This window comes from Streptomyces sp. JH14 (assembly GCF_029428675.1).
GTDB lineage: Bacteria > Actinomycetota > Actinomycetes > Streptomycetales > Streptomycetaceae > Streptomyces.
Map to the genome: position 1 here is coordinate 2,808,624 of NZ_JAJNEL010000001.1, position 20,799 is coordinate 2,829,422.

The 20,799-nt window shown below is 70.8% G+C and carries 17 protein-coding genes; 6 read left to right on the forward strand and 11 right to left on the reverse strand.

Translation table 11 applies throughout. The annotated features are described in order from the left end of the window. Positions 1-290: 290 nt before the first annotated feature. From LRD69_RS12485 to LRD69_RS12500, 4 genes are all read left to right on the forward strand, one after another. The gene (locus tag LRD69_RS12485) at positions 291-1,928 is read left to right on the forward strand and encodes a penicillin-binding transpeptidase domain-containing protein (protein ID WP_277326642.1); all 1,638 of its coding nucleotides are present in this window, start codon (positions 291-293) and stop codon (positions 1,926-1,928) included. 81 nt (positions 1,929-2,009) lie between these two features. Beyond that, a complete protein-coding gene (locus tag LRD69_RS12490; RefSeq protein ID WP_277326643.1) occupies positions 2,010-2,519 on the forward strand; it encodes a YbaK/EbsC family protein in 510 nt (169 codons plus the stop codon). After that, complete coding sequence (locus LRD69_RS12495) at positions 2,516-3,367, forward strand: DMT family transporter (RefSeq protein ID WP_277326644.1); 852 nt, start codon at positions 2,516-2,518, stop codon at positions 3,365-3,367. Before LRD69_RS12490 ends, LRD69_RS12495 begins: the two co-directional genes overlap by 4 nt. 362 nt (positions 3,368-3,729) lie before the next feature. After that, on the forward strand, positions 3,730-4,638 hold the full coding sequence (locus LRD69_RS12500; protein ID WP_277326645.1) for a helix-turn-helix transcriptional regulator: 909 nt from the start codon (positions 3,730-3,732) through the stop codon (positions 4,636-4,638). Between the two features lie 58 nt (positions 4,639-4,696). On the opposite strand, the gene LRD69_RS12505 is transcribed toward LRD69_RS12500, so the two are convergent. The 5 genes from LRD69_RS12505 to LRD69_RS12525 all read right to left on the reverse strand — a co-directional run bounded on the left by LRD69_RS12505 (position 4,697) and on the right by LRD69_RS12525 (position 9,339). Beyond that, complete coding sequence (locus LRD69_RS12505) at positions 4,697-5,491, reverse strand: SDR family NAD(P)-dependent oxidoreductase (protein ID WP_277326646.1); 795 nt, start codon at positions 5,489-5,491, stop codon at positions 4,697-4,699. Continuing rightward, a complete protein-coding gene (locus LRD69_RS12510; RefSeq protein ID WP_277329715.1) occupies positions 5,488-6,651 on the reverse strand; it encodes a serine hydrolase domain-containing protein in 1,164 nt (387 codons plus the stop codon). The genes LRD69_RS12505 and LRD69_RS12510 overlap by 4 nt, the downstream gene beginning before the upstream one ends. Positions 6,652-6,764: 113 nt before the next feature. Then, entirely contained in the window at positions 6,765-7,541 is a 777-nt protein-coding gene (locus LRD69_RS12515; RefSeq protein ID WP_277326647.1) for an ABC transporter ATP-binding protein, read from the reverse strand. Next, positions 7,529-8,290 carry a cobalt ECF transporter T component CbiQ gene (gene cbiQ, locus LRD69_RS12520; protein ID WP_277326648.1) on the reverse strand — a complete coding sequence of 254 codons (762 nt, stop codon included), beginning with the start codon at positions 8,288-8,290 and terminating at the stop codon, positions 7,529-7,531. Before cbiQ ends, LRD69_RS12515 begins: the two co-directional genes overlap by 13 nt. Next, the gene (locus tag LRD69_RS12525; protein WP_277326649.1) at positions 8,290-9,339 is read right to left on the reverse strand and encodes an energy-coupling factor ABC transporter permease; all 1,050 of its coding nucleotides are present in this window, start codon (positions 9,337-9,339) and stop codon (positions 8,290-8,292) included. Before LRD69_RS12525 ends, cbiQ begins: the two co-directional genes overlap by 1 nt. Positions 9,340-9,526: 187 nt before the next feature. On the opposite strand from LRD69_RS12525, the gene LRD69_RS12530 reads away from it, so the two are divergent. Beyond that, a complete protein-coding gene (locus tag LRD69_RS12530; protein WP_346771906.1) occupies positions 9,527-9,892 on the forward strand; it encodes an SsgA family sporulation/cell division regulator in 366 nt (121 codons plus the stop codon). A 128-nt stretch (positions 9,893-10,020) separates the two neighbouring features. Here the strand turns inward: LRD69_RS12530 and LRD69_RS12535 are convergent, their stop codons facing one another. Both LRD69_RS12535 and LRD69_RS12540 read right to left on the reverse strand, forming a co-directional pair. Then, complete coding sequence (locus tag LRD69_RS12535) at positions 10,021-12,252, reverse strand: MMPL family transporter (RefSeq protein ID WP_277326650.1); 2,232 nt, start codon at positions 12,250-12,252, stop codon at positions 10,021-10,023. Between the two features lie 117 nt (positions 12,253-12,369). Continuing rightward, positions 12,370-12,942, reverse strand: coding sequence for a TetR/AcrR family transcriptional regulator (locus LRD69_RS12540; RefSeq protein ID WP_277326651.1), 573 nt, complete (start codon positions 12,940-12,942; stop codon positions 12,370-12,372). Between the two features lie 175 nt (positions 12,943-13,117). Here LRD69_RS12540 and LRD69_RS12545 point away from each other — a divergent pair, with 175 nt between their 5' ends. Beyond that, positions 13,118-16,396 carry a S41 family peptidase gene (locus LRD69_RS12545; protein WP_277326652.1) on the forward strand — a complete coding sequence of 1,093 codons (3,279 nt, stop codon included), beginning with the start codon at positions 13,118-13,120 and terminating at the stop codon, positions 16,394-16,396. 648 nt (positions 16,397-17,044) lie between these two features. Here the strand turns inward: LRD69_RS12545 and LRD69_RS12550 are convergent. The 4 genes from LRD69_RS12550 to LRD69_RS12565 form a co-directional block, all read right to left on the reverse strand. After that, entirely contained in the window at positions 17,045-17,284 is a 240-nt protein-coding gene (locus LRD69_RS12550; RefSeq protein WP_277326653.1) for a hypothetical protein, read from the reverse strand. Between the two features lie 96 nt (positions 17,285-17,380). Beyond that, positions 17,381-18,274, reverse strand: a complete 894-nt coding sequence (locus LRD69_RS12555; protein ID WP_277326654.1) for an SDR family oxidoreductase — start codon at positions 18,272-18,274, stop codon at positions 17,381-17,383. Further along, entirely contained in the window at positions 18,271-19,215 is a 945-nt protein-coding gene (locus tag LRD69_RS12560; protein WP_277326655.1) for an alpha/beta fold hydrolase, read from the reverse strand. The genes LRD69_RS12555 and LRD69_RS12560 overlap by 4 nt, the downstream gene beginning before the upstream one ends. Continuing rightward, positions 19,212-20,747 (reverse strand): NAD(P)/FAD-dependent oxidoreductase, encoded by a 1,536-nt coding sequence (locus LRD69_RS12565; protein WP_277326656.1) that lies wholly within the window; start codon positions 20,745-20,747, stop codon positions 19,212-19,214. Before LRD69_RS12565 ends, LRD69_RS12560 begins: the two co-directional genes overlap by 4 nt. Positions 20,748-20,799 lie beyond the last annotated feature (52 nt).

The window sequence follows — 20,799 nt, forward strand, 5'->3', positions numbered from 1 at the left end:
TGGGCCCCGAACGGCCCCGTCCAGCCAGAAAATCGCTGGTCGGGGCCTACGCCTCCGCGACAAGCGAAGCTTCATCTACTTCTGGCCGCTGTATACGGGCATGTCGATTCCCGAGAATTCCTGGCGCGACCGCATGTGGCTGGATACCTGGATCTGAACGGCCCGTTCACGCCATTACCGATAGCAGTCCGATAACAACTGCCTCCGCCGTCACTACCGTCCCGTAGAGTGCCCACAAGCGCTCTCTTGAACACGTTCAAGGGAGCCTCCTGGGGAGGGGGACTGCAGGGATGCGCAGTGGAGCGAAGGTCGCTGTGGTCGGCGGCGTGTTCGCGCTGGTGGTCGGCGGGGTGGGGTACGGGGCGTACAACGTGCTCGACACACTCAACGGCGGCGGGGGCGGCACGGACGGCCGCTCCACCTCCGCAGAGGTGAAGACGGGGCCGCCGAGCACGGCGGAGATCGGCGAGACGTCGAAGAAGTTCCTCGACGCCTGGGCGGCCGGAGAGGCGGCGCAGGCCTCCCAGCTCACCAACAACGCGACCGAGGCCGCAACGGCGCTCAGCGGATACAGCACCGATGCCCATGTCACCGACGCCGTGATCACGCCGGGCCCGGCGACCGGCACGACGGTGCCGTTCACGGTGAAGGCGACCGTGAGCTACGAGGGGAAGTCCAAGCCCTGGTCGTACTCCTCCGAGCTGACCGTGGTGCGCGGCCTGACCACCGGCCGGCCGCTGGTCGACTGGAAACCCTCGGTGATCCATCCGCAGCTGGCGGACGGCGAGTCGCTGAAGACCGGCGAGGCGTCGACCCCGTCCATCGAGGCGCTCGACCACAACGGCCGGGTGCTGACGAAGGAGAAGTACCCGTCGCTGGGGCCGATCCTGGACACGCTGCGCGAGAAGTACGGGGAGAAGGCCGGCGGCACCGCGGGCATCGAGACCTGGATCGAGTCGTCGAACCAGGACACCCCCGACGAGACGCTGCTGACGCTGTCCAAGGGGAAGCCCGGCACGCTGCAGACCACGCTGGACGCCAACGTCCAGGCGGCGGCCGAGAAGGCCGTGAAGAAGTACAGCCAGGCCTCGGTGGTCGCCGTCCGGCCGTCCACCGGCTCGATCCGCGCGGTGGCCAACAACCCTGCGACCGGCTTCAACGCGGCCATGCTCGGCAAGCAGGCGCCCGGTTCGACGATGAAGATCGTCACCGCGTCGATGCTGATCGAGAAGGGGGTCGCCGCCGCGAACCGTCCGGTCGAGTGCCCGAAGGACGTGATGTACCAGGGCCGCACCTTCCACAACCTGGAGAACTTCTCGCTCCCGGCCACCGACACGCTCACCACAAGCTTCGCCCGCTCGTGCAACACGGCCTTCATCAAGCTGATCGACGATGCGCACGACGACGCCGCACTCGCCAAGGAGGCCCGGGACGTCTTCGGGATCGGCCTCGACTGGCAGACCGGCATCGCGTCGTTCGACGGCAGCGTGCCCGAGGCCGTCGGCGGTGAGGCCGCCGCGCAGTACATCGGCCAGGGCACCATCCAGATGAACGCACTCAACATGGCGTCGATCACCGCCACCGCACGGAACGGCATCTTCCGCCAGCCGGTCCTGGTCCCCCAGGACCTGGACGGCCGCCCTCTCGCCACCGCGTCCCGTTCGCTGCCCGCGTCCGTCTCCCAGCAGGTGACCAACATGATGCGGCAGACCGCGAGCTGGGGCACCGCCAAGGCGGCGATGGCCTCGGTCGGCGGCGACAAGGGCGCGAAGACCGGCTCGGCGGAGGTCGACGGACAGGCCACCTCCAACAGTTGGTTCACCGGCTTCAGCAACGATCTCGCGGCCGCGGCGGTCGTCCAGTCCGGCGGCCACGGCGGCGACGCGGCCGGCCCGGTGGTGGCGGCGGTACTGCGGGCGGGGTCCTGAACGGCCTCATCGGACGGACGATCCGGAGGCACTCCGAAACCGCGTCGCATGCCCGGTACACCGACCGCTAGCGTGCAGGGCATGAGTACACCCGACGCCACCCCCGCCGCCTCCCGCACCGACGCCCACCCCCGCTTCGCCGAGGCCCTCGGCGAACTGGGCCTGGAGGTCGAGATCCGCCGCTTCCCCGATGCCACGCGCACCGCCGCCGAGGCCGCGGCTGCCATCGGCTGCGAGCTCAGCGCAATCGTCAAGTCGCTGGTCTTCGAGGCGGACGGGGCGCCGGTCCTGGTTCTGATGGACGGCTCGTCCCGCGTCGACGTCGAGCTCGTACGGCAGGAGCTGGGCGCCGGGAAGGTCAAGCGCGCCGGGGCCGATCTGGTCCGGGAGACCACCGGGTACGCGATCGGTGGAGTGCCGCCCTTCGGTCACCGTACGAAGACCCGGGTGCTGGCCGACCGCGGACTGCTCGACCACCCCGTGGTGTGGGCCGCGGCGGGCACCCCGCACACGGTCTTCCCGCTCGACCCCACGTCGGTCATCAAGCACGCCGGCGGCACCGTGGTGGACGTGCGCGAGCAGTCCGAGTGACGCCGCTGGTCGTCGTCGCGGTGCTGATCGCGGCCGTCACACACGCCAGCTGGAACGCGATCGCCCACGCCATCAAGGACCAACTGCTCTCCTTCACCCTGATCTCCGGCGGCGGGGTTCTGATCGGCGCGGTGACGGCCTGTTTCGTCCCGCTGCCCGCCGCGGGGGCGTGGCCCTGTCTCGTCGCCTCGGCGGTGCTCCATGTCGGCTACATGGTGCTGCTGATGCGGTCGTTCACGCTGGGTGACTTCGGCCAGATGTACCCGATCGCTCGCGGCACCGCGCCCCTGGTGGTGACGGTGCTGGCGGCGGTCTTCATCGGCGAGCGGCCCGACGGCTGGGCGACGACGGGGGTCGCGGTCGCCTGCGCGGGGCTGCTCGGCATCGCACTGTGGGGCATCCGCGACGGACGGAGCCGCCCGCAATGGCCCGCGATCGTCGCCGCGCTGGCGACGGGTCTGTCGATCGCCGGGTACACCACCGTCGACGGGGTGGGCGTCCGCGCCTCCGGCACCTCGCTCGGCTACATCGCCTGGCTGATGATCCTGGAGGGGCTCGCCGTGCCGGCGTACGCGCTGTACCGCCGCCGTCGGCAACTGATGCCCCAGCTGAGGCCGTTCGCGGTACGGGGGCTTTTCGGCGCGGCCCTGTCGGTGACCGCGTACGGGCTGGTCCTGTGGGCGCAGACGAAGGCGCCGCTGGCCCCGATCGCCGCCCTGCGCGAGTCGTCCATCATCGTGGGCGCGGCGATAGGGACGGTGTTCTTCAAGGAGCGGTTCGGCGCACCGAGGATCGCGGCGGCAGGGCTGATGGTCGTCGGGATCGGACTGATGCTGCACACGAGTTGAGCGTGCGGACCTGCCGTGACGGGCCCGGCGGGCGGCGGGTGCCGGGTGCCGGGGCCGGCCACCCGCGATCACAATCCGGATTGAAGCGCTCACGGTGAGCGGCGTTCCCGGTCCGCGGCCGCCGGTGCAGCGGGCCGACGGGCGTGCTGAAGGTCTTCCGGCTGCGGAACGAAATACGAAATACAGGCGCCCGTCGGTGAACGATGAATGATTTCCGCTGCCGAAATTTCCGCTGCCGAACCGGGCGGCAGCGCCTTTGCGTCGTCACGCGAGGCGGTGCGTACAGCAAGCCATTATCCTAGTAGCGGGGATCGCAGGGTAATGAATGTCCGCAACTGTCCACCCAGCACAGGGGACAACGGATGAATCACGACCAACGGCGAGCAGAGCTCGCGGACTTCCTCAGGACACGACGGCTGGCCCTTCAACCGGAAGCGGTCGGCCTGGCATCCCGGGCGTCGCGGCGGCGGACGCCCGGCCTGCGGCGGGAAGACGTCGCAGACCTCGCACGCATCAGCGTCTCCTGGTACTCCTCCCTCGAGCAGGCCCGGGACATCCGGGTGTCCGAGCACGTCCTCACCTCGCTGGCCGAGGCGCTGCACCTCAACGCCGAGGAGCGCGACTACTTCTTCGCCCTGGCGAGCGAGGGCGGTGACACGCGTTCCAGCGCGAGCGTTCCCGCGGGCGGTGTGCCGCCGACGCTCCAGCGCATCCTGGACAGCCAGCAGCCTCATCCGGCATTCGTCCTCGGTCCCCGTTTCGACATTCTCGCCTGGAACCGCGCCACCACCGATGTCTACGGCGATCTGACCGCCGTTCCCCCCGAGCACCGTCACATGCTGTGGCTTTTCTTCGGCGGCTATCTGCGCGAACTCATTCTGAACTGGGAGCCGAGCGCCCGCTCCCTGCTGGCCGAATTCCGCGCGGCCACCGGAATGTACGTCCACGAACCGTGGTTCACCGATCTGGTCGGCGAACTGAGCTGGAACAGCACGGAATTCTGCAGATGGTGGCAGCAACACGAAGTCGAGCGGCACCACGTCACCGCACGCGAAGTGAAGCACCCCCGTGTCGGCCGGCTGGTGCTGGAGGAGATCGCACTCGTCGTCGACGACTGCTCGGGGCAGCGGATCGTTCTCGGAATTCCGCAGCCCGGCACGGAGACCGAGAACAAACTGACGGCACTCTCCTGGCGTCCGCGCCGGGCACATGTTCCACCGCGGCACGCGCATCGAACGCCGCGCCCGGCGGAACGACGCAGCGGTCACTGACCGATGACCGTCCGGCACATGCGTACGCAACGGGGATGCCCGTCGGCCGCCATCGGGCTCACTCCTGCGCGATCGCCCTGCGAAAGCCCGTGTTCACCGCGAGCAGGCCGCCGTCCACCCGCAGCGTCGTCCCCGTGATCCAGGACGCGTCGCGCGAGGCGAGGAAAGCGACCGCTGCCGCGATGTCGTCCGGTTCGCCGACCCGGCCGAGGGGATAGAGCGTGCTCACCCGGTCCAGTTCGGCATCGCGCCCCGCCCAGGCGTCCGTGCGGATCGTGCCGGGCGCCACCAGGTTGACCCGGACCCCGCGCGGACCGGCATGGCCGGCGAGCGTACGGGTCAGACTGCCGAGGCCGGCCTTGGCGGCGCTGTAGGCGTGGTTGCCGAAGCTCTGCTCGCCGTTGACCGAACCGATGTTGACGATCGCTCCCCTCCCCGACGCCACCAGGTGGGGCAGTGCCGCGCGCGAGCAGCGGTACGGGCCGGTGAGCGTGGCGTCCAGATCACGCTGCCAGACGTCGTCGGGCTCGTCCTCGAAGAGGGGCGCGTCGGGGGTGCACCCGTACGCGTTGTTGACCAGGACGTCGAGCGAGCCGAACGCGTCGACGGTACGGACCACCGCCGCCTCGACCGCCGCCCGGTCGCCCACGTCACAGGGCAGCGCCAGCGCGGTGGCACCGGACTTGCGTATCGCCGCCGCCGTGCGCTCGGCACGGTCACCGTCCAGATCGGTCACCAGGACGCGTGCGCCCTCGTCGGCCAGTCGGCGGGCAGTGGCCGCGCCGATCCCCTGTCCCGCACCCGTGATGAGTACGCCGTATCCGTCGAACCTGGAATCACCGGTAGGAGTCATAGCGCCGACCGTACTGCTCGGACCAGGGCCTGGGCACGGGGGTCGGCGGTGACTCCCTTCTGCAGACCGTTCGTCACATAGCCGAACGCGATGCCGGATTCGGGGTCCGCGAAGCCGAGCGAGCCGCCGCGTCCCGGGTGGCCGAAGGAGCCGGGGGCGAGGAGTGGGGCGGCCGGGCCGTGCAGCATGTAGCCGAGGCCGAAGCGGGTGTTCACGACGAGCACCCGGTCCGGGCCCGCGGACTCCTCGGTGCGGGCCAGGGTGAGGGTGGCCGGGGCGAACAGCCGGTGGCCGTCGACCGGACCGATCATCGCGGCGTAGCAGCGGGCCAGGGCGCGGGCGGTTGCGATGCCGTTGGAGGCGGGCAGTTCGGCCGCCCGGTAGGCGGCGTCGTTCTCGTCGGGCAGCGGGTCGATCGCCCCGAACGCACGGCGGGTCAGCGACTCCGGGTCGCGGTAGGCCTCGACGACCGACCGCTTGGGGCGTATCCGCAGTGCGCCGCCGTTGTCCGGGAGGGCGGGCGGCTCGACCGGGCCGATCCGGCCCACCCGGTGCGCCTCGTCCGCCGGGAGCCCGAACCAGAAGTCCAGGCCGAGGGGGCGGGCTATCTCTTCGGCGATCCAGCGGCCCACGGTGCGCCCGGTGACCCTGCGCACCAGCTCGCCGACGAGCCAGCTGTACGTCTGCGCGTGGTAGCCGTGTGCGGTGCCGGGCTCCCACTGCGGGCGCTGCGCGGCGACGGCCAGCGGCCCGGAGACCGGGTCGGCGGCCTCCTGCGGCGTCAGCGGACGGTCGAGGGCGGGGACTCCGGCCCGGTGGGCGAGTAGATGGCGGACGAGGACCCGTTCCTTGCCGGCAGCCTTGAACTCCGGCCAGTACGTGCCGACCGGCGCGTCCAGGTCCACCTGGCCGCGCTGGTGCAGCAGCAGGGGTACGGCGGCCGCGATGCCCTTGCCCGCCGAGCGGACGATCTGCACGGTGTCGACCGCCCACGGTTCGACGCCGTCGACGTCCCGCGTACCGGCCCACAGATCGACGATCTTGCGCCCGTCCCGGTAGACGGCGACCGCGGCCCCCCGCTCGCCGCGCTCCTCGAAGTTACGGATGAACGCGTCCCTGACCGGTTCGAATCCGGCAGCCACCGTGCCCCGTACGTCCACGCCTGCTCCTGCACTCCCGCTCATCCCCCCATGGTGCATCGCGCCGCAGGTGAGCTGTACCGCGGGTGACCTTCATCCCGGCACGACCGGGGCGGCCGCGCCTCCCGCGCCGGTCACGCGCCCACAGTCACCGAACGCGGGTCGAAGCCGAAGGGCAGCTCCAGCCGGTGGGCGCGCATCAGCTCCTCGTCGCAGAGCAGTTCCTGGGTGCGGTCGTCGGCGGCGATGACACCGTCGCCGAGGATGACGGCGCGCGGGCAGAGCTCCAGGGCGTACGGCAGGTCGTGCGTGACCATCAGCACAGTGACGTCCAGTGAGCGCAGGATGTCGGCGAGTTCACGCCTGGATGCGGGGTCCAGGTTGGACGACGGCTCGTCCAGGACGAGGATCTCGGGGCGCATCGCGAGCACGGTGGCGACGGCGACGCGGCGGCGCTGACCGAAGGAGAGGTGGTGCGGGGGCCGGTCGGCGAACCCCGCCATGCCGACCTGTTCGAGGGCCTCGACGACCCGCTCCTCCAGTTCGGCGCCGCGCAGCCCGGAGGCGGCGGGCCCGAAGGCGACGTCCTCACGGACGGTCGGCATGAAGAGCTGGTCGTCGGGGTCCTGGAAGACGATGCCGACGCGGCGCCGGATCTCGGCGAGGTTGCGCTTCTCCACCGGGAGCCCGGCGACCCGGACGGTACCCGCGCCCGCCTCGAGGATGCCGTTGAGGTGGAGAACGAGCGTGGTCTTGCCGGCGCCGTTCGGGCCGAGCAGGGCGACGCGTTCGCCGCGGCCGACGGTCAGGTCGACGCCGAAGAGCGCCTGGTGGCCGTCGGGGTAGGCGTAGGCGAGGCCGCTGACCTCGAGGGACGGTGCGGTGACAGGGGGCAGGCTCATAGGTTCCATCCCAGCAGACAGACGACAAGGGCGAGGACGGGGAGTGCCGCGGCGTACGCCCACTGGGCACGGGACGCCGTCACGTCGTCGATGACCGGCATGGAGCCGGTGTAGCCACGGCTGACCATGGCGAGATGAACGCGTTCGCCGCGCTCGTAGGACCGGATGAAGAGCGCGCCCGCCGAGGCGGCGAGCACGCCCCACTGCCGTACGCCGCGCGCCTCGAAACCCCGGGAGCGGCGGGCGATCGACATCCGCCGCATCTCATCGGAGACCACATCCCCGTACCGGATCATGAACGAGGCGATCTGGACGAGCAGCGGCGGCAGCCTCAGCCGCTGGAGGCCGAGCAGCAGGGCGCGCAGTTCGGTGGTGGAGGCCAGCAGTACGGAGGCCGCGACGCCGAGCGTGCCCTTGGCGAGCACGTTCCAGGCGCCCCAGAGGCCGGGGACGCTGACGGAGATCCCGAGGAGTTCGGTCTGCTCGCCGGGCACCACGAACGGCATGAGCAGCGCGAACGCGACGAACGGCACCTCGATCAGCAGCCGCTTGAGGAGGAAGCCGGCGGGGATCCGGGCCACCGCGGCGACCCCGGCGATCAGCACCGCGTACAGCGCGAACGCCCAGACCGCCTCGCGGGGCGTCGAGACGACGACCACCACGAAACAGAAGACGGCGGCCAGCTTGCAGTGCGGCGGCAGCTCATGGACCGGCGAGTGCGCGTGCCGGTAGAGCTTGTGGGCGTGTCCGGCGCCCATCAGACGGTTTCCTCGGTGCGCGCTTCAAGGGCGTCCGCCGTACGGCGGCGGCGTACGGCCCGGAAGACCCCACTGCCGACCACGATCGTGGCGCCGACCCCGATCACTCCGGCGAGGCCGCCGGAGACACGGGCGTCGGAGATGTCCCGGACGCCGTAGTCGGCGAGCGGGGAGTCCTTGGACGCATGGGGCTCGGCCTTCTTGTCGATGCCCTGGTCGGCGGCGACCTTCTCCAGGCCGTCCGGGCTGGCGGAGGCGTAGAAGGAGACGAAGCCGGCGAGGACGAGGGCGGTGACCAGTCCGGTGGCCCAGACCTTGCGCGTCGACCGGCCGGCGACGGGGGTGGTCTCCCGGGCCGGTGCGTCGACGAGCTCGCCGCCGACCCGGAGCTTGAGCGGTGCGGTGAGTCCGCGGGCGCCGTGCACCAGGTCGGGGCGGACGGCGATGACGGCGCCGACGGTCAATGCGGTGATCAGGGCCTCGCCGATCCCGATCAGGACGTGCACGCCGGCCATCGCGGTGAAGACCTTGCCGATCGGGATGTCGGTGGTGCCGCCGACCCAGTAGATCAGCGTGAAGACGACCGCCGCGGCCGGTACGGAGACCAGCGCGGCGACGAACGACGCGACCGTCACCGAGCGACGGGTCCGTGGCAGCACATGGAGCAGGCCGCGGAAGAGGGCGTAGGCGACGACGGTGGTCGTGATGCCCATGTCGAGGATGTTGACGCCCAGCGCGGTGAGCCCGCCGTCCGCGAAGAGGATGCCCTGCATGAGCAGGACGACGGATATACAGAGCACCCCGGTGCACGGACCGACCAGGATCGCGGCCAGCGCCCCGCCCAGGAGGTGGCCGCTGGTACCCGCGGCGACGGGGAAGTTCAGCATCTGCACCGCGAAGACGAAGGCGGCGACCAGGCCCGCGAGCGGCGCGGTGCGCTCGTCGAGCTCGCGACGGGCGCCCCGCAGACTGACCGCGACGGCACCCGCGGCGACGACACCGGCGGCGGCGGAGACGGGTGCGTTGATGAATCCGTCGGGTACATGCATGAAGGAGGCTCCGCTTCCTGCGTTGCTGCGCGGGGGCATGAACCTCTCAATAATAGGGCCTTGTTGCGAACCATTCGCAAGAGCGCATACTTCACAGCTACGCCCGGCCGCCCGCGCCCTCGCCGCGCCGACCGGCCAAAATATGGGACATTAGAGGGCAAGAATGAACGAATAGGAGAAGTCGGCCATGTCCCTCGTGATCGAAGAGCACACCGAAGCCCGGCTCATCACCGAGGCCACCGACACCTTCGCGGTCCCCGTCGACCTGCGGTACGACGCCACCTCCGACCCCCGTACGGTCCATGTCTCCTTCCCCGGAGGCACCGACTGGGCCTTCGGCCGCGACCTGCTGGAAGGCGGGATGCGCTCCCCCGCCCGGCGGGGCGCCATCCGGATATGGCCCTGCGGCCGGGCGCAGCTGGTCGTGGAGAAGCACTCGGCAGACGGCGTCGAGGTGGTGCAGTTCGACAACGCGTCGATGAACCGCTTCCTGGACCGCATTCACGACGAGAGCAGTCCTGAGGCCGCACACACGGTGACCAGCCGGACGTGACGGCATGGATGAGCCCCCGTGCCGCTCGCACGGGGGCTCATCGTCGCCCCGGCCCCCCGTCCCCACAGGCAACCGGCGCAGTCCGGGGCCGCGCTCCGCTCACACGCGGGCCCCGGGGCTCGTAAGGATCAGACGCGGATCAGCTCGCGCTCACCCTGCGCGTCACCGCGCCCGTCACCGCCGGTCGGCGTCTCGCCGAGCTGCTTGCGCAGCCCCTCGCCCTCCACGTCCACGTTGGGCAGCAGCCGGTCCAGCCAGCGCGGCAGCCACCAGGCGCGCTTGCCGAGCAGGGCGAGGACCGCGGGCACGATCGCCATCCGGACGACGAACGCGTCGAAGAAGACCGCGATGGCGAGCGAGAAGCCGATCATCTTGATCATCGACTCGCTGGAGCCGATGAACCCGGAGAAGACCGCCATCATGATCACGGCCGCGGCGGTGACGACGCGGGCGCCGTGCTTGAAGCCTGTGACGATCGCCTGCGGGGGCTTCTCCCCGTGGACGTACGCCTCGCGCATCCGGGTGACGAGGAAGACCTCGTAGTCCATGGCGAGACCGAAGACCACACCCACCATGAAGATCGGCATCATGGACATGATCGGGCCGGTCTGTTCGACGCCGAAGAGCGAACCGAGCCAGCCCCACTGGAAGACCGCGACGACCGCGCCCAGGGCCGCAACGACCGAGAGCAGGAAGCCGAGGGCCGCCTTCAGCGGCACCAGAACCGACCGGAAGACCACCATCAGGAGCAGGAAGGCCAGGCCGACGACGAGCGCCAGGTACGGCAGCAGTGCGTCGTTCATCTTCTGCGAGAAGTCGATGTTCATCGCCGTGGAGCCGGTGACCAGGACCTCGGCGCCGGTGTCGGACCTGATGTCCTTGCCCGCGTCACGGATCGCGTGGACCACGTTCTCCGTCTCGGCCGAGCTCGGCCGGTCCTGCGGAACGACGGTGATCATCGCGGTGTCGCCGGCCTTGTTGAAGGTGGCCGGGGAGACGGCGACGACGTGCGGGATACCGGAGATGTCGTCGGTGACACGAGTGACCGCGGTCCTGCCGTCCGAGCTGTTCGCCGTGTCCACGACGACCATCAGCGGCCCGTTGAAGCCGGGGCCGAAGCCGTCGGAGAGCAGGTCGTAGGCGCGGCGCTGGGTGGTGCTGGTGGGCTGCGAGCCGTCGTCGGGCAGGCCCATCTCCAGCGAGGTGGCTGGTACGGCGATGGTCCCGAGGCCGATGACTCCGACCAGCAGTACCCACACCGGCCTGCGCAGCACGAACCGCGCCCACCGGGTGCCCATGTTCGGCTTCGCAACCATCGTGGTCTCCGCCTCGGCGGCCTTGCGCGCCTTGCGTCCCATCACCCGCTTGCCCGCGAAGCCCATCATCGCCGGGACCAGGGTCAGCGCGATCAGGACGGCGATCGCGACCGTACCGGCCGCGGCGAAGCCCATCTTCGACAGCATCGGGATGTTGACGACGGCCAGGCCGACCAGGGCGATGACCACGGTGAGACCGGCGAAGACGACCGCGGAACCGGCCGTGCCGACCGCCCGCCCCGCCGCTTCCTCGCGCTCGCGGCCCTCGGCCAGCTCGGCGCGGTAGCGGGAGACGATGAAGAGCGCGTAGTCGATGCCGACCGCGAGGCCGATCATCATCGCGAGGGTGGAGGTGGTGGAACCCAGGTCGAGCACGTTCGCCAGCGCCGTGATCGTCGAGACACCGATGCCGACGCCGATGAGCGCGGTGAGCAGCGGCAGCCCGGCCGCGATCAGCGACCCGAAGGTGATGACCAGCACGACCGCCGCGATCGCCACACCGATGATCTCGGTGGCGCCGGTCTCCGGCATCACCTGGAGCGCGTCACCGCCGATCTCCACGGCGAGCCCGCTGTGCTGCGCCGCCTCGCCCGCGTCCTGGAGGTCGTCCCGGGTCGCGTCGGTCAGCTCCATCGAGCTGACCTTGTAGGAGACGGAGACGTAGGCGGTGGAACCGTCCTTGCTGACGGCATGCGCCGTGTACGGGTCGGTCACCGAGGCGATCTGGTCCGAGCCGGACTTCAGCGCGTCCGCGACCTTGTGCACCTCCGCCTTGTTGGCCGGGTCCGTCATCTTCTCGCCGTCGGGCGCCTTGAAGACGACTCGTGCGGTCGCGCCGTCGGCACTGGCGGCGGGGAAGCGCTGTTCCAGCAGGTCGAAGGCCTTCTGGGCCTCCGTACCCGGAATGGAGAAGGAGCTGGAGGTGGCGGTGGACGCGGAGGCCGCGCCGAATCCGGCGAGCGCCAGCAGCGCCACCCAGACGAGGGCGACATAGCGGCGGCGCCGGAAGGCGAGCCGTCCGAGTTTGTAGAGGAATGTGGCCACGGAGGCGTACTCCCGGTCAGGTCGTATGAGTGGAAAAGGGCGTGAGGAACCAGCCCGACGACGAGAGCGGCGTGTCAGGTGGGGCTTGGGGAGAGGGCCGTACGGAAGGGACGAGCGTCAGACACCGAGAGCGGGGAGGATCACGGAGTCGACGTAATCGATGAGAAACGCCTGGTCGACGGCGCGGTCCTCGACCAGCTGCCGAGCGGCGAAGGCGCCGATCAGCATGTGCGGCACATAGGGCAGCGCCGGGTTGTCCGGGCGCAGCTCACCTCGGCCCACGGCTCGGCGCAGCAGCATGTCGAGGCCGGTCATCTCCGGCTCGATGAGCAGCTCGCGCAGCGCCTGGTGGAGATCGGGATTGTCGTGGACGGCATGCATCAGGCCCCGCATCAGCGCGGAGTCCTTCTCCATCTGACAGTCGTCGGTACGGCCCAGCGCGGCGTGGAAGTCACCCCGCAGCGACCCGGTGTCGACTTCGGCGAGGCCGCCCGGCTTGTTGTGCCGCAGCGCCTTGACGACCAGCTCGGGCTTGCTCCCCCACTGGCGGTAGAGGGTGGCCTTGCTGGAACGGGTGCGGGCGGCGACGGCGTCCATGGTCAGGGCGTCGTAGCCGACCTCGCGCAGCAGGTCGAGCACCGCGGCGTACATCTCGCTCTCGCGCTCAGGGGTGAGCCTGGTGCGTGCCATGGTGCAACCTCCTGCTCTTCGGCTTGCGCGTCGGCCGGTTTCGTACGGCAGTTCGCCGAACGAAACTGTTTCGTACACCTCGACGCTACTCCGCCGCCCCAGCGAAACTGCATCGTTTCGCTTGTGTGTTGCACCACAAGTTGCCGCGGCCCCCTGACCCGGAAAACATTGGGGGGTGAGTGACGACGTCGCGTATCTCCGTTTCCCGCACCTCCATGAGGATCTGCTCTGCTTCGCGGCCGAGGACGACCTCTGGGTCGCCCCCCTCGTCCCCGAGGGGCAGCGACCCGGCCGGGCGTGGCGGGTGACCGTCGACCGGACGCGGGTCAGCCACCCGCGCTTCTCCCCCGACGGCACCCGGATCGCGTACACGACCTGGCGCAGTCTCGACCCCGAGATCCATCTCGCCCCGGTCGACGGCGGGCCGGCCCGCCGGCTCACCTACTGGGGGTCGACCGACGCACGGGTCTGCGGCTGGACCCCCGATCCGGGCGAGCAGTCCCAGATCCTCGCCGTGTCCTCGCACGCCCAGCCGTTCTCTTACTTCTCCTGGGCGTACAACGTGCCCACGGACGGCTCACCCGGCGCGAAGCTCCCCTGGGGCCCGGTCTCCGACATCGCGATCGGCGAGATCGACGGCGAGCGGCGCACCCTGCTGCTCACCGGCACACCGCCGCACGAACCGGCCGCCTGGAAGCGGTACCGGGGCGGGGCGACCGGGCGGCTGTGGCTGCACGGCGTGCGGCTGCTGCCCGATATCGGCGGCCACCTCGACTCCCCGATGTTCGTCCAGGGCCGGATCGCGTTCCTCTCCGACCACGAGGGCGTCGGCAACCTGTACTCCTGCCTGCCCGACGGAAGCGATCTGCGCCGCCACACCGACCACGACGCGTTCTACGCCCGGCACGCGTCCAGCGACGGCCGCAGGGTCGTCTACCAGTGCGCGGGCGAGGTGTGGCTCGTCGACGACCTGTCACCGGACGCCATGCCGCGGAGGGTGGAAGTACGGCTCGGCGGGCCTCGGGCCGGACGGCGTCCGTACCAGGTACCGGCGTCCAGCCATGTCGACTCGCTGTCGGTGGACGAGACGGGCCGGGCGAGCGCCGTCGCGGTACGCGGCAGTCTGTACTGGCTCACCCACCGCGACGGGCCCGCCCGCACGATCGCCGACACCCCGGGGGTCCGGGTCCGGCTGCCCGAGATGCTCGGCTGCACCGGCCAGGTCGCGTACGTCACGGACACGGACGGCGCGGACGCGATCGAGATCGCCTACCTGCCGCGCGCCAGCGGCGACCGGGCCCCGCGCCGGCTGGCCTCCGGGCAGGTGGGCCGCGTCGAGGAGTTCATCTCCGACCAGGAGGGCGAACGGCTCGCGATCGCCACGAACGACGGCCGTCTGCTGCTCCTGGAGACCGCCGAGGAGTCCACCGCCGGACCGACCGAGCTCATCTGCTCCACCAACGGTCCCGTCCGCGACCTGGCGTTCTCACCCGACGGGGCCTGGCTGACCTGGTCGCATCCGGGGATCGGCCGCTCACTGCGGCAGATCAAGCTGGCCCGGATCATGGGGCCCGGCGCGCCGATCATCGTCGACGTCACCAACGGCCGCTTCGAGGACGAGAACCCGGTTTTCACCGGCGACGGCCGCTATCTCGCGTTCCTCTCCTGGCGCGGCTTCGACCCGGTGTACGACGTCCACACCGGCGACCTCTCCTTCCCGCTCGGCTGCCGCCCGTATCTGGTCCCGCTCTCCTCGGCCACCCCGTCGCCGTTCGCACTCTCACCGGAAGGACGCCCGGCGGCGGGTGGCCTCGACCCGGTCGACGCTCCGGAGACGGCCCCGGCCGAAGGGGCCACGGTCACGGTCGAGTTCGAGGGGCTGGAGAACCGGGTGACCCCCTTCCCGGTCACCGCTTCGAAGTACTCGGCTCTCCGCCCGGTCAGCGGCGGCGGGCTCGTCTGGCTGCGCTGGCCGATCTCCGGCGCCCTCGGCGAGACGTTCGTCAACCCTGCCGACACCTCGGGGCGCCCCACCCTCGAACACTTCAACATCACCAAAGCCAGGAAGACCGAACTCGTCGGCCATCTCGACTGGTTCGCCGTCAGCGGCGACGGAACCAGGCTCGTCGTCATGGACGACGGCGAACTGCGCGCCGTACCGGCCACCGAAACCGGCGACAGCGACTCGACGGTCTACCTCGACCTGCGGCGGATCCTCCACGACGTCGATCCGCCGGCGGAATGGCGACAGGCCTACGGAGAAGCGGGCCGCATCATCCGCTCCTATTTCTGGGAGCCGGACATGTGCGGCATCGACTGGGAGGGTGTGCTCGACCAGTACCGTCCGCTCGTCGAACGGGTCGCGACTCCCGATGAGTTCGCCGACCTGCTGCGCGAGGTGCTCGGCGAACTGGGCACCTCGCACGCGTATGTGGCGCCCGCCCGGCGCAACGAAGGACCGCCGCACTACCAGCGGCCGATCGGCCTGCTCGGTGCGAATCTGGTGTGCCGGGACGGGGTCTGGGTGGTCCGGCGGATCCTGCCCGGCGACTCATCGGACTCCAAGGCCCGTTCACCGCTGGCCGGAACGGGCATCCGGGACGGCGCGATCCTCACGCACGTGGACGGCCGCCCGATCGACCCCGTCACGGGCCCCTACCCGCTCCTCGCCGCAGCCGGCGGCACCACCGTGGAGCTCACCTTCCGCCCCGGCGAGGGCGAAGGCCCGGCGCGCCGTGTCGCATTCGTCCCCCTGGTCGACGAACGCCCCCTGCGCTACCAGGACTGGGTGGCCAAGCGCCGGGAGGTCGTACGCGAGTTGAGCGGCGGCAAGTGCGGCTACCTGCACATCCCCGACATGGGCGGATCGGGCTGGGCCCAGTTCAACCGGGACCTGCGCCTGGAGGTCTCCCGCCCGGCGCTGATCGTCGACGTGCGCGGCAACGCGGGCGGCCACATCAGCGAACTGGTGGTCGAGAAACTGACCCGCACGATCCTCGGCTGGGACCTGACCCGCAACGCCCAGCCGGTCTCGTACGCCTCCAATGCCCCCCGGGGCCCGGTGGTGGCCCTCGCCGACGAGGCGACGTCCTCCGACGGCGACATGATCACCGCCGCGTTCCGGCAACTGAAACTCGGACCGGTGGTGGGCCAGCGGACGTGGGGCGGCGTGGTCGGCATGACCGGGCGGCACCGGCTGATCGACGGCACGGTCATCACGGTGCCGATGAACGCGGCATGGTTCGACGCCTACGGCTGGTCGGTGGAGAACCACGGCGTGGAACCGGATCTGGAGGCCCTGCGCTCTCCCCTGGACTGGGCGGAGGGCCGGTACGCGGTGCTGGACGACGCGGTACAGGTGGCGCTGGACCTGCTGGAGGCGCACCCCGCTGCGGCGCCGCCGACGTACGACTCCGCGCCGAACCGGGTACGGCCGCCGCTCCCGCCCCGGTGACCGACGCCCCGGCTGCTTCCACCCAAGTGACCGACGCCCCGGCCCTCCGTCCTCGAACGCCGGACGGGCCGGGCCGCCGCGCGTGAACGGCCTTGCCGTGACCTCGGGAACGGTCTCGCCACGCTTGCATCCTCAAGCGCCCGGACGGGCCGGCCTCGACCGCCCGGACGGGCGCGATGGCGCCGGCGCTGCTCTCGCTCTGCCGCTGCGCATGCCTCTCCCGTCCAGGAGGAGATCCACAGACCCTTCCGGCGATCGAGGAGCGGGAGTCCGAGGGCGGTGCAGCCGACAGGTCGACGCGCGGACGACTCCGTTCCCCCCGATGAACACACCCATGCCCTGCGGCAATTGAGAGTCAGGGAACCGGGACACCCCCCGAACGCCGACGCGCAGACCCCGCCCACCGACCAACGCACCGAGCCTCTCCGGCGATTGGGGAACAGCGGCCGGAGGGGCCGACGCGTCTCAGCACGTACCCGCCGAACGCGCCCAACCCCTCGGGCGATTGAGAACGGCGGGCGGGGGCAGCTCCCGCCGGAACGGCGGAAACACCCCGCGCACGCGAAAGGGCGCGCCCGGTCTCCCGGACGCGCCCCTCACCTGCGCGAAGCCTCAGCCACATCCTCGCGCAGGCGACCAACGATCAAGTCAAGACTGGTCGTCGATCCGGTTGCGCGAGCCCTGCGCAGCACCCCGCGCAGCACCCGGCGAAGCGCTCCGCGCCCCGCCCCGCGCAGCGCCGCGCGTCGTGCCCTGGGCCTTGTCGTGCGCCCGGTCCGACTGGGGCGACTTCTGCCGCGTGTCGCCGCCCTTCTTGTCGCCGACGTTCTTCTTCGCCTGGTCGGCGAGCTCCTGCGCCTTGTCCTTGAACTGGTCTGCAATACCCATGCTGTTCACTCCTAGTGGGGTGTTCGGGATGCGATGGGGTGGCCCCCGGAGGGGCCTCGACCAGAGTTACACGACGGCACATTCCACGCATTTCGATCAGTCACGCTGCGTGCGCACACCCCGCGCGCTCTCGTCCGCCGCGCCCCCCGCGCCCACGAGCCCCTTGCTCACGCCCGCCAGTCGCGGCCCGAACCGTTTCATCTCGCGCTGCCCGACCACGCCGATGAGCGCCGGCAGGTAGCCCCGCACCGGCTGCATGCCCCGCAGCCACCACTGCGCATACACATGCGCGGACCGCCGTTCGATGCCCGCCACGATCCGGTCGATCGCCGGGCCCAGCGGGTACGTGCGGTTCGATGGCCACGGCAGCCGCTGCCGCAACTCCCGCATGACGTCGTCCTCGTCGGCGCCGCGCACCATGTCGGTGTCCGTCCAGGACAGATAGCCGACGCCGACCTTCACCCCCCGGTACCCGACCTCCGCCCGCAGGCTGTGCGCGAACGCCTCCACGCCCGACTTCGACGCGCAGTACGCGGTCATCATCGGCGCCGGAGTGATCGCGGCGAGCGACGCGATCTGCAGGAAGTAGCCCCGGCTCTCCATCAGTACGGGCAGGAACGCCCGCCCCGTCACCGCGCCGCCGATCAGATTGACCTCGATGACCCGCCGCCACGCATCCGGGTCGGAGTCGGCGAACGGCCCGCCCGAGGCGACCCCGGCATTGGCGACGACGACGTCGACCTTGCCGAACCGCTCCTTCACCTCCTGCGCGACCTGCGCCATCGCCACATGGTCGGTGACGTCCGCGTACCAGTGGTCGCTCTCCGCGTGCAGCCGCTCGGAGACCTTCTTCAGTTCGTCCGGCTCGAGACCGACCAGCGCCAGCTTCGCACCACGCGCCGAGAGCTTGCGGGCCAGCAGCTCGCCCACTCCGCGGGCCGCGCCCGTGACGACCACGACCTGTCCTTCGAGACTGCGCCTGCCGCTCATACGACCTCCTCCTCCACACTGTCACTGGTGGTACCGGCGGCGGGCGTGACATACCCGGCCACCAGTTCCCGGATCTTCGCGGTGACCGCCTCCGGCGCCTCCACCGGCGTCATGTGGCCCATGCCGGCCAGCTCGGTGAGCCCGAGGGGGACGGGCAGCGCCGCCGCCAGGGCGCGCGCGTGGACGGGCGGCGTCAGCCGGTCCTCGGTGCCCGCGATCACGGCCGTGGGCACCCGCAGTTCCCGTACCCCCGCGTCGAGATCGAGCTCCGCGAGCACGTGCCCCCAGGCGACCCGCGGCGCCCGCGGGCAGGCGTGCACGATCCGGGCGCAGGAATCGACCCGCTCCGGGGCCGAACCGGAACCCATCGTCGCGTACTTGAGGATCCGCTTCGAGACGGATGTGACCGGACCGAGCGGGGCCCGCGACCCGAGGATGGCGCGGGTCATCCGGGTCCGGACCGCGCCGGCCCGCATCGGTACGACGAGCGACTCGTCGATCAGCCGCGAACTGCCGGTGCTGCACAGCAGTACGGCCGCCGCGTGCTCGCGCAGCCCGGCCCGTCGCGACGCGGCCATCAGCGTCATGCCGCCCATGGAGTGCCCGGCAAGCACCGCGCGCTCGCCGGGGGCGAGGGCGGTGGCCAGCACCGCTTCGAGGTCGTCGGCGAGCGCGTCGGTGCTGTACCCCCCGCGGGCGACGGCGGGCGTACGGCCGTGGCCGCGCTGGTCGTAGGCGATGACCCGGTGGTCCACCGCCAGGTCCCGGATCTGCGCGGCCCAGAAGTGGGTACTGCAGGTCCAGCCGTGTGCCAGCACCACCGCGGGCGCACCGTCCGGCCCGTGCACCTCGACGTGGATGCGGGAGCCGTCGGCGGAGACGGCGGTGAGTTCCTGCGCGGGCACCGGTGGGGCGTCCTCGCGACGCAGCGGCCGGCTCATCGGGCGACCTCCTCGGCGACGGCCTTCCGCGCGACGGCGGTCCCGGCGGCATCGGGCTTCGGTGGCCGGATGACCTCGTACTCCCCGAGGTCCACCGCCTGCGTCGCCCGGCGGAACTCACCGGTCGTACCCGGCCAGACCGTGGTGTTGCGCCCGTTGGCGTCCAGATACCAGCTGGTGCAGCCGCCGGTGTTCCACACGGTCCGCTTCATCCGCTCCTGGACCCGCCGGTTCCACACCCCGACCGCCGACGTCCGCGCACCGAGCGCGACCCGCCCGCCCAGGACGTTCAACTGGCGCAGATAGTCCGCCATGTAGTTCAGCTGGGACTCGATCATCAGGATCATGGAGGAGTTCCCGAGCCCCGTGTTGGGGCCGATGATCGTCATCCAGTTGGGGAAGCCCGCGGCGGTGGCGCCGCGCAGCGACTGCATGCCGTCCTTCCAGGACTCGGCGAGCGTGATGCCCTCCGCGCCGACGACGCGGTCGGCGATCGGCATGTCCGTCACATGGAAGCCGGTACCGAAGATGATCGCGTCGACCTCGGCCTCCGTTCCGTCGGCGGCGACGACCGTGGAACCGCGCACCTCGGTCAGCCCCGAGGCGACCACATCCACGTGGGGCTGGGCGAGAGCCGGGTAGTAGCTGCTGGAGAGCAGGATCCGCTTGCAGCCGATGCGGTACGACGGGGTCAGCTTGGCCCGCAGCGCCGGATCCTTGATGGCCCGGGCCATGTTGGACTTGGCGATCCTCTCGACGAGACCGAGCTCGTTCGGGTGCTTGGTGAAGGCGCTGACCTGCAACTCCCTTATGCCCCACAGCAGTCCGCGACGCGCGGCGCCGGTGAACGGCAGCGTGCGGTGCAGCCATCGCTCGGTACCGCTGATGTTGCGGTCCATGCGCGGCATGACCCACGGCGGGGTGCGCTGGAACAGGGTGAGACGGCCGACCTTCGACTGGATCGCCGGCACGATCTGGATGGCGGAGGCGCCGGTGCCGATCACGGCGACGCGCTTGCCGGTCAGGTCGTAGTCGTGGTCCCAGCGGGCCGAGTGGAAGACCTTGCCGGGGAAGTCGGCGAGACCGGGCATGTCCGGCATCTTCGGGTCGGAGAGCGGGCCGGTCGCGGAGACGACGACATCGGCGACGATCGTGGTCCCGTTCGCGGACTCGATCGTCCAGTTCAGCTCGTCGCTGTTCCACCGCATCATCGTCACTTCGTGGCCCAGCCTGATGTGCGGGCGCAGACCGAAGGTGTCGGCGACGTGTTCCAGGTAGGCGCGGATGTGCTCCTGTCCGGAGAAGGTGCGCGGCCAGTCAGGGTTGGGGGCGAACGAGAACGAGTAGAGATGGGACGGCACGTCGCAGGCGCAGCCCGGATAGCTGTTGTCGCGCCAGGTGCCGCCGACGGAGTCGGCCCGTTCCAGGACGACGAAGTCGGTGATGCCTTCGCGGCGCAGCCGGACGGCGGCCCCCAGGCCCCCGAATCCGGATCCGATCACCGCCACTCGTACATGCTCGTGCTGGGCCATGCTGCCGCCTCCCGCGGTACGTCACACGACTCTGCCAGCAATCACTGGCATT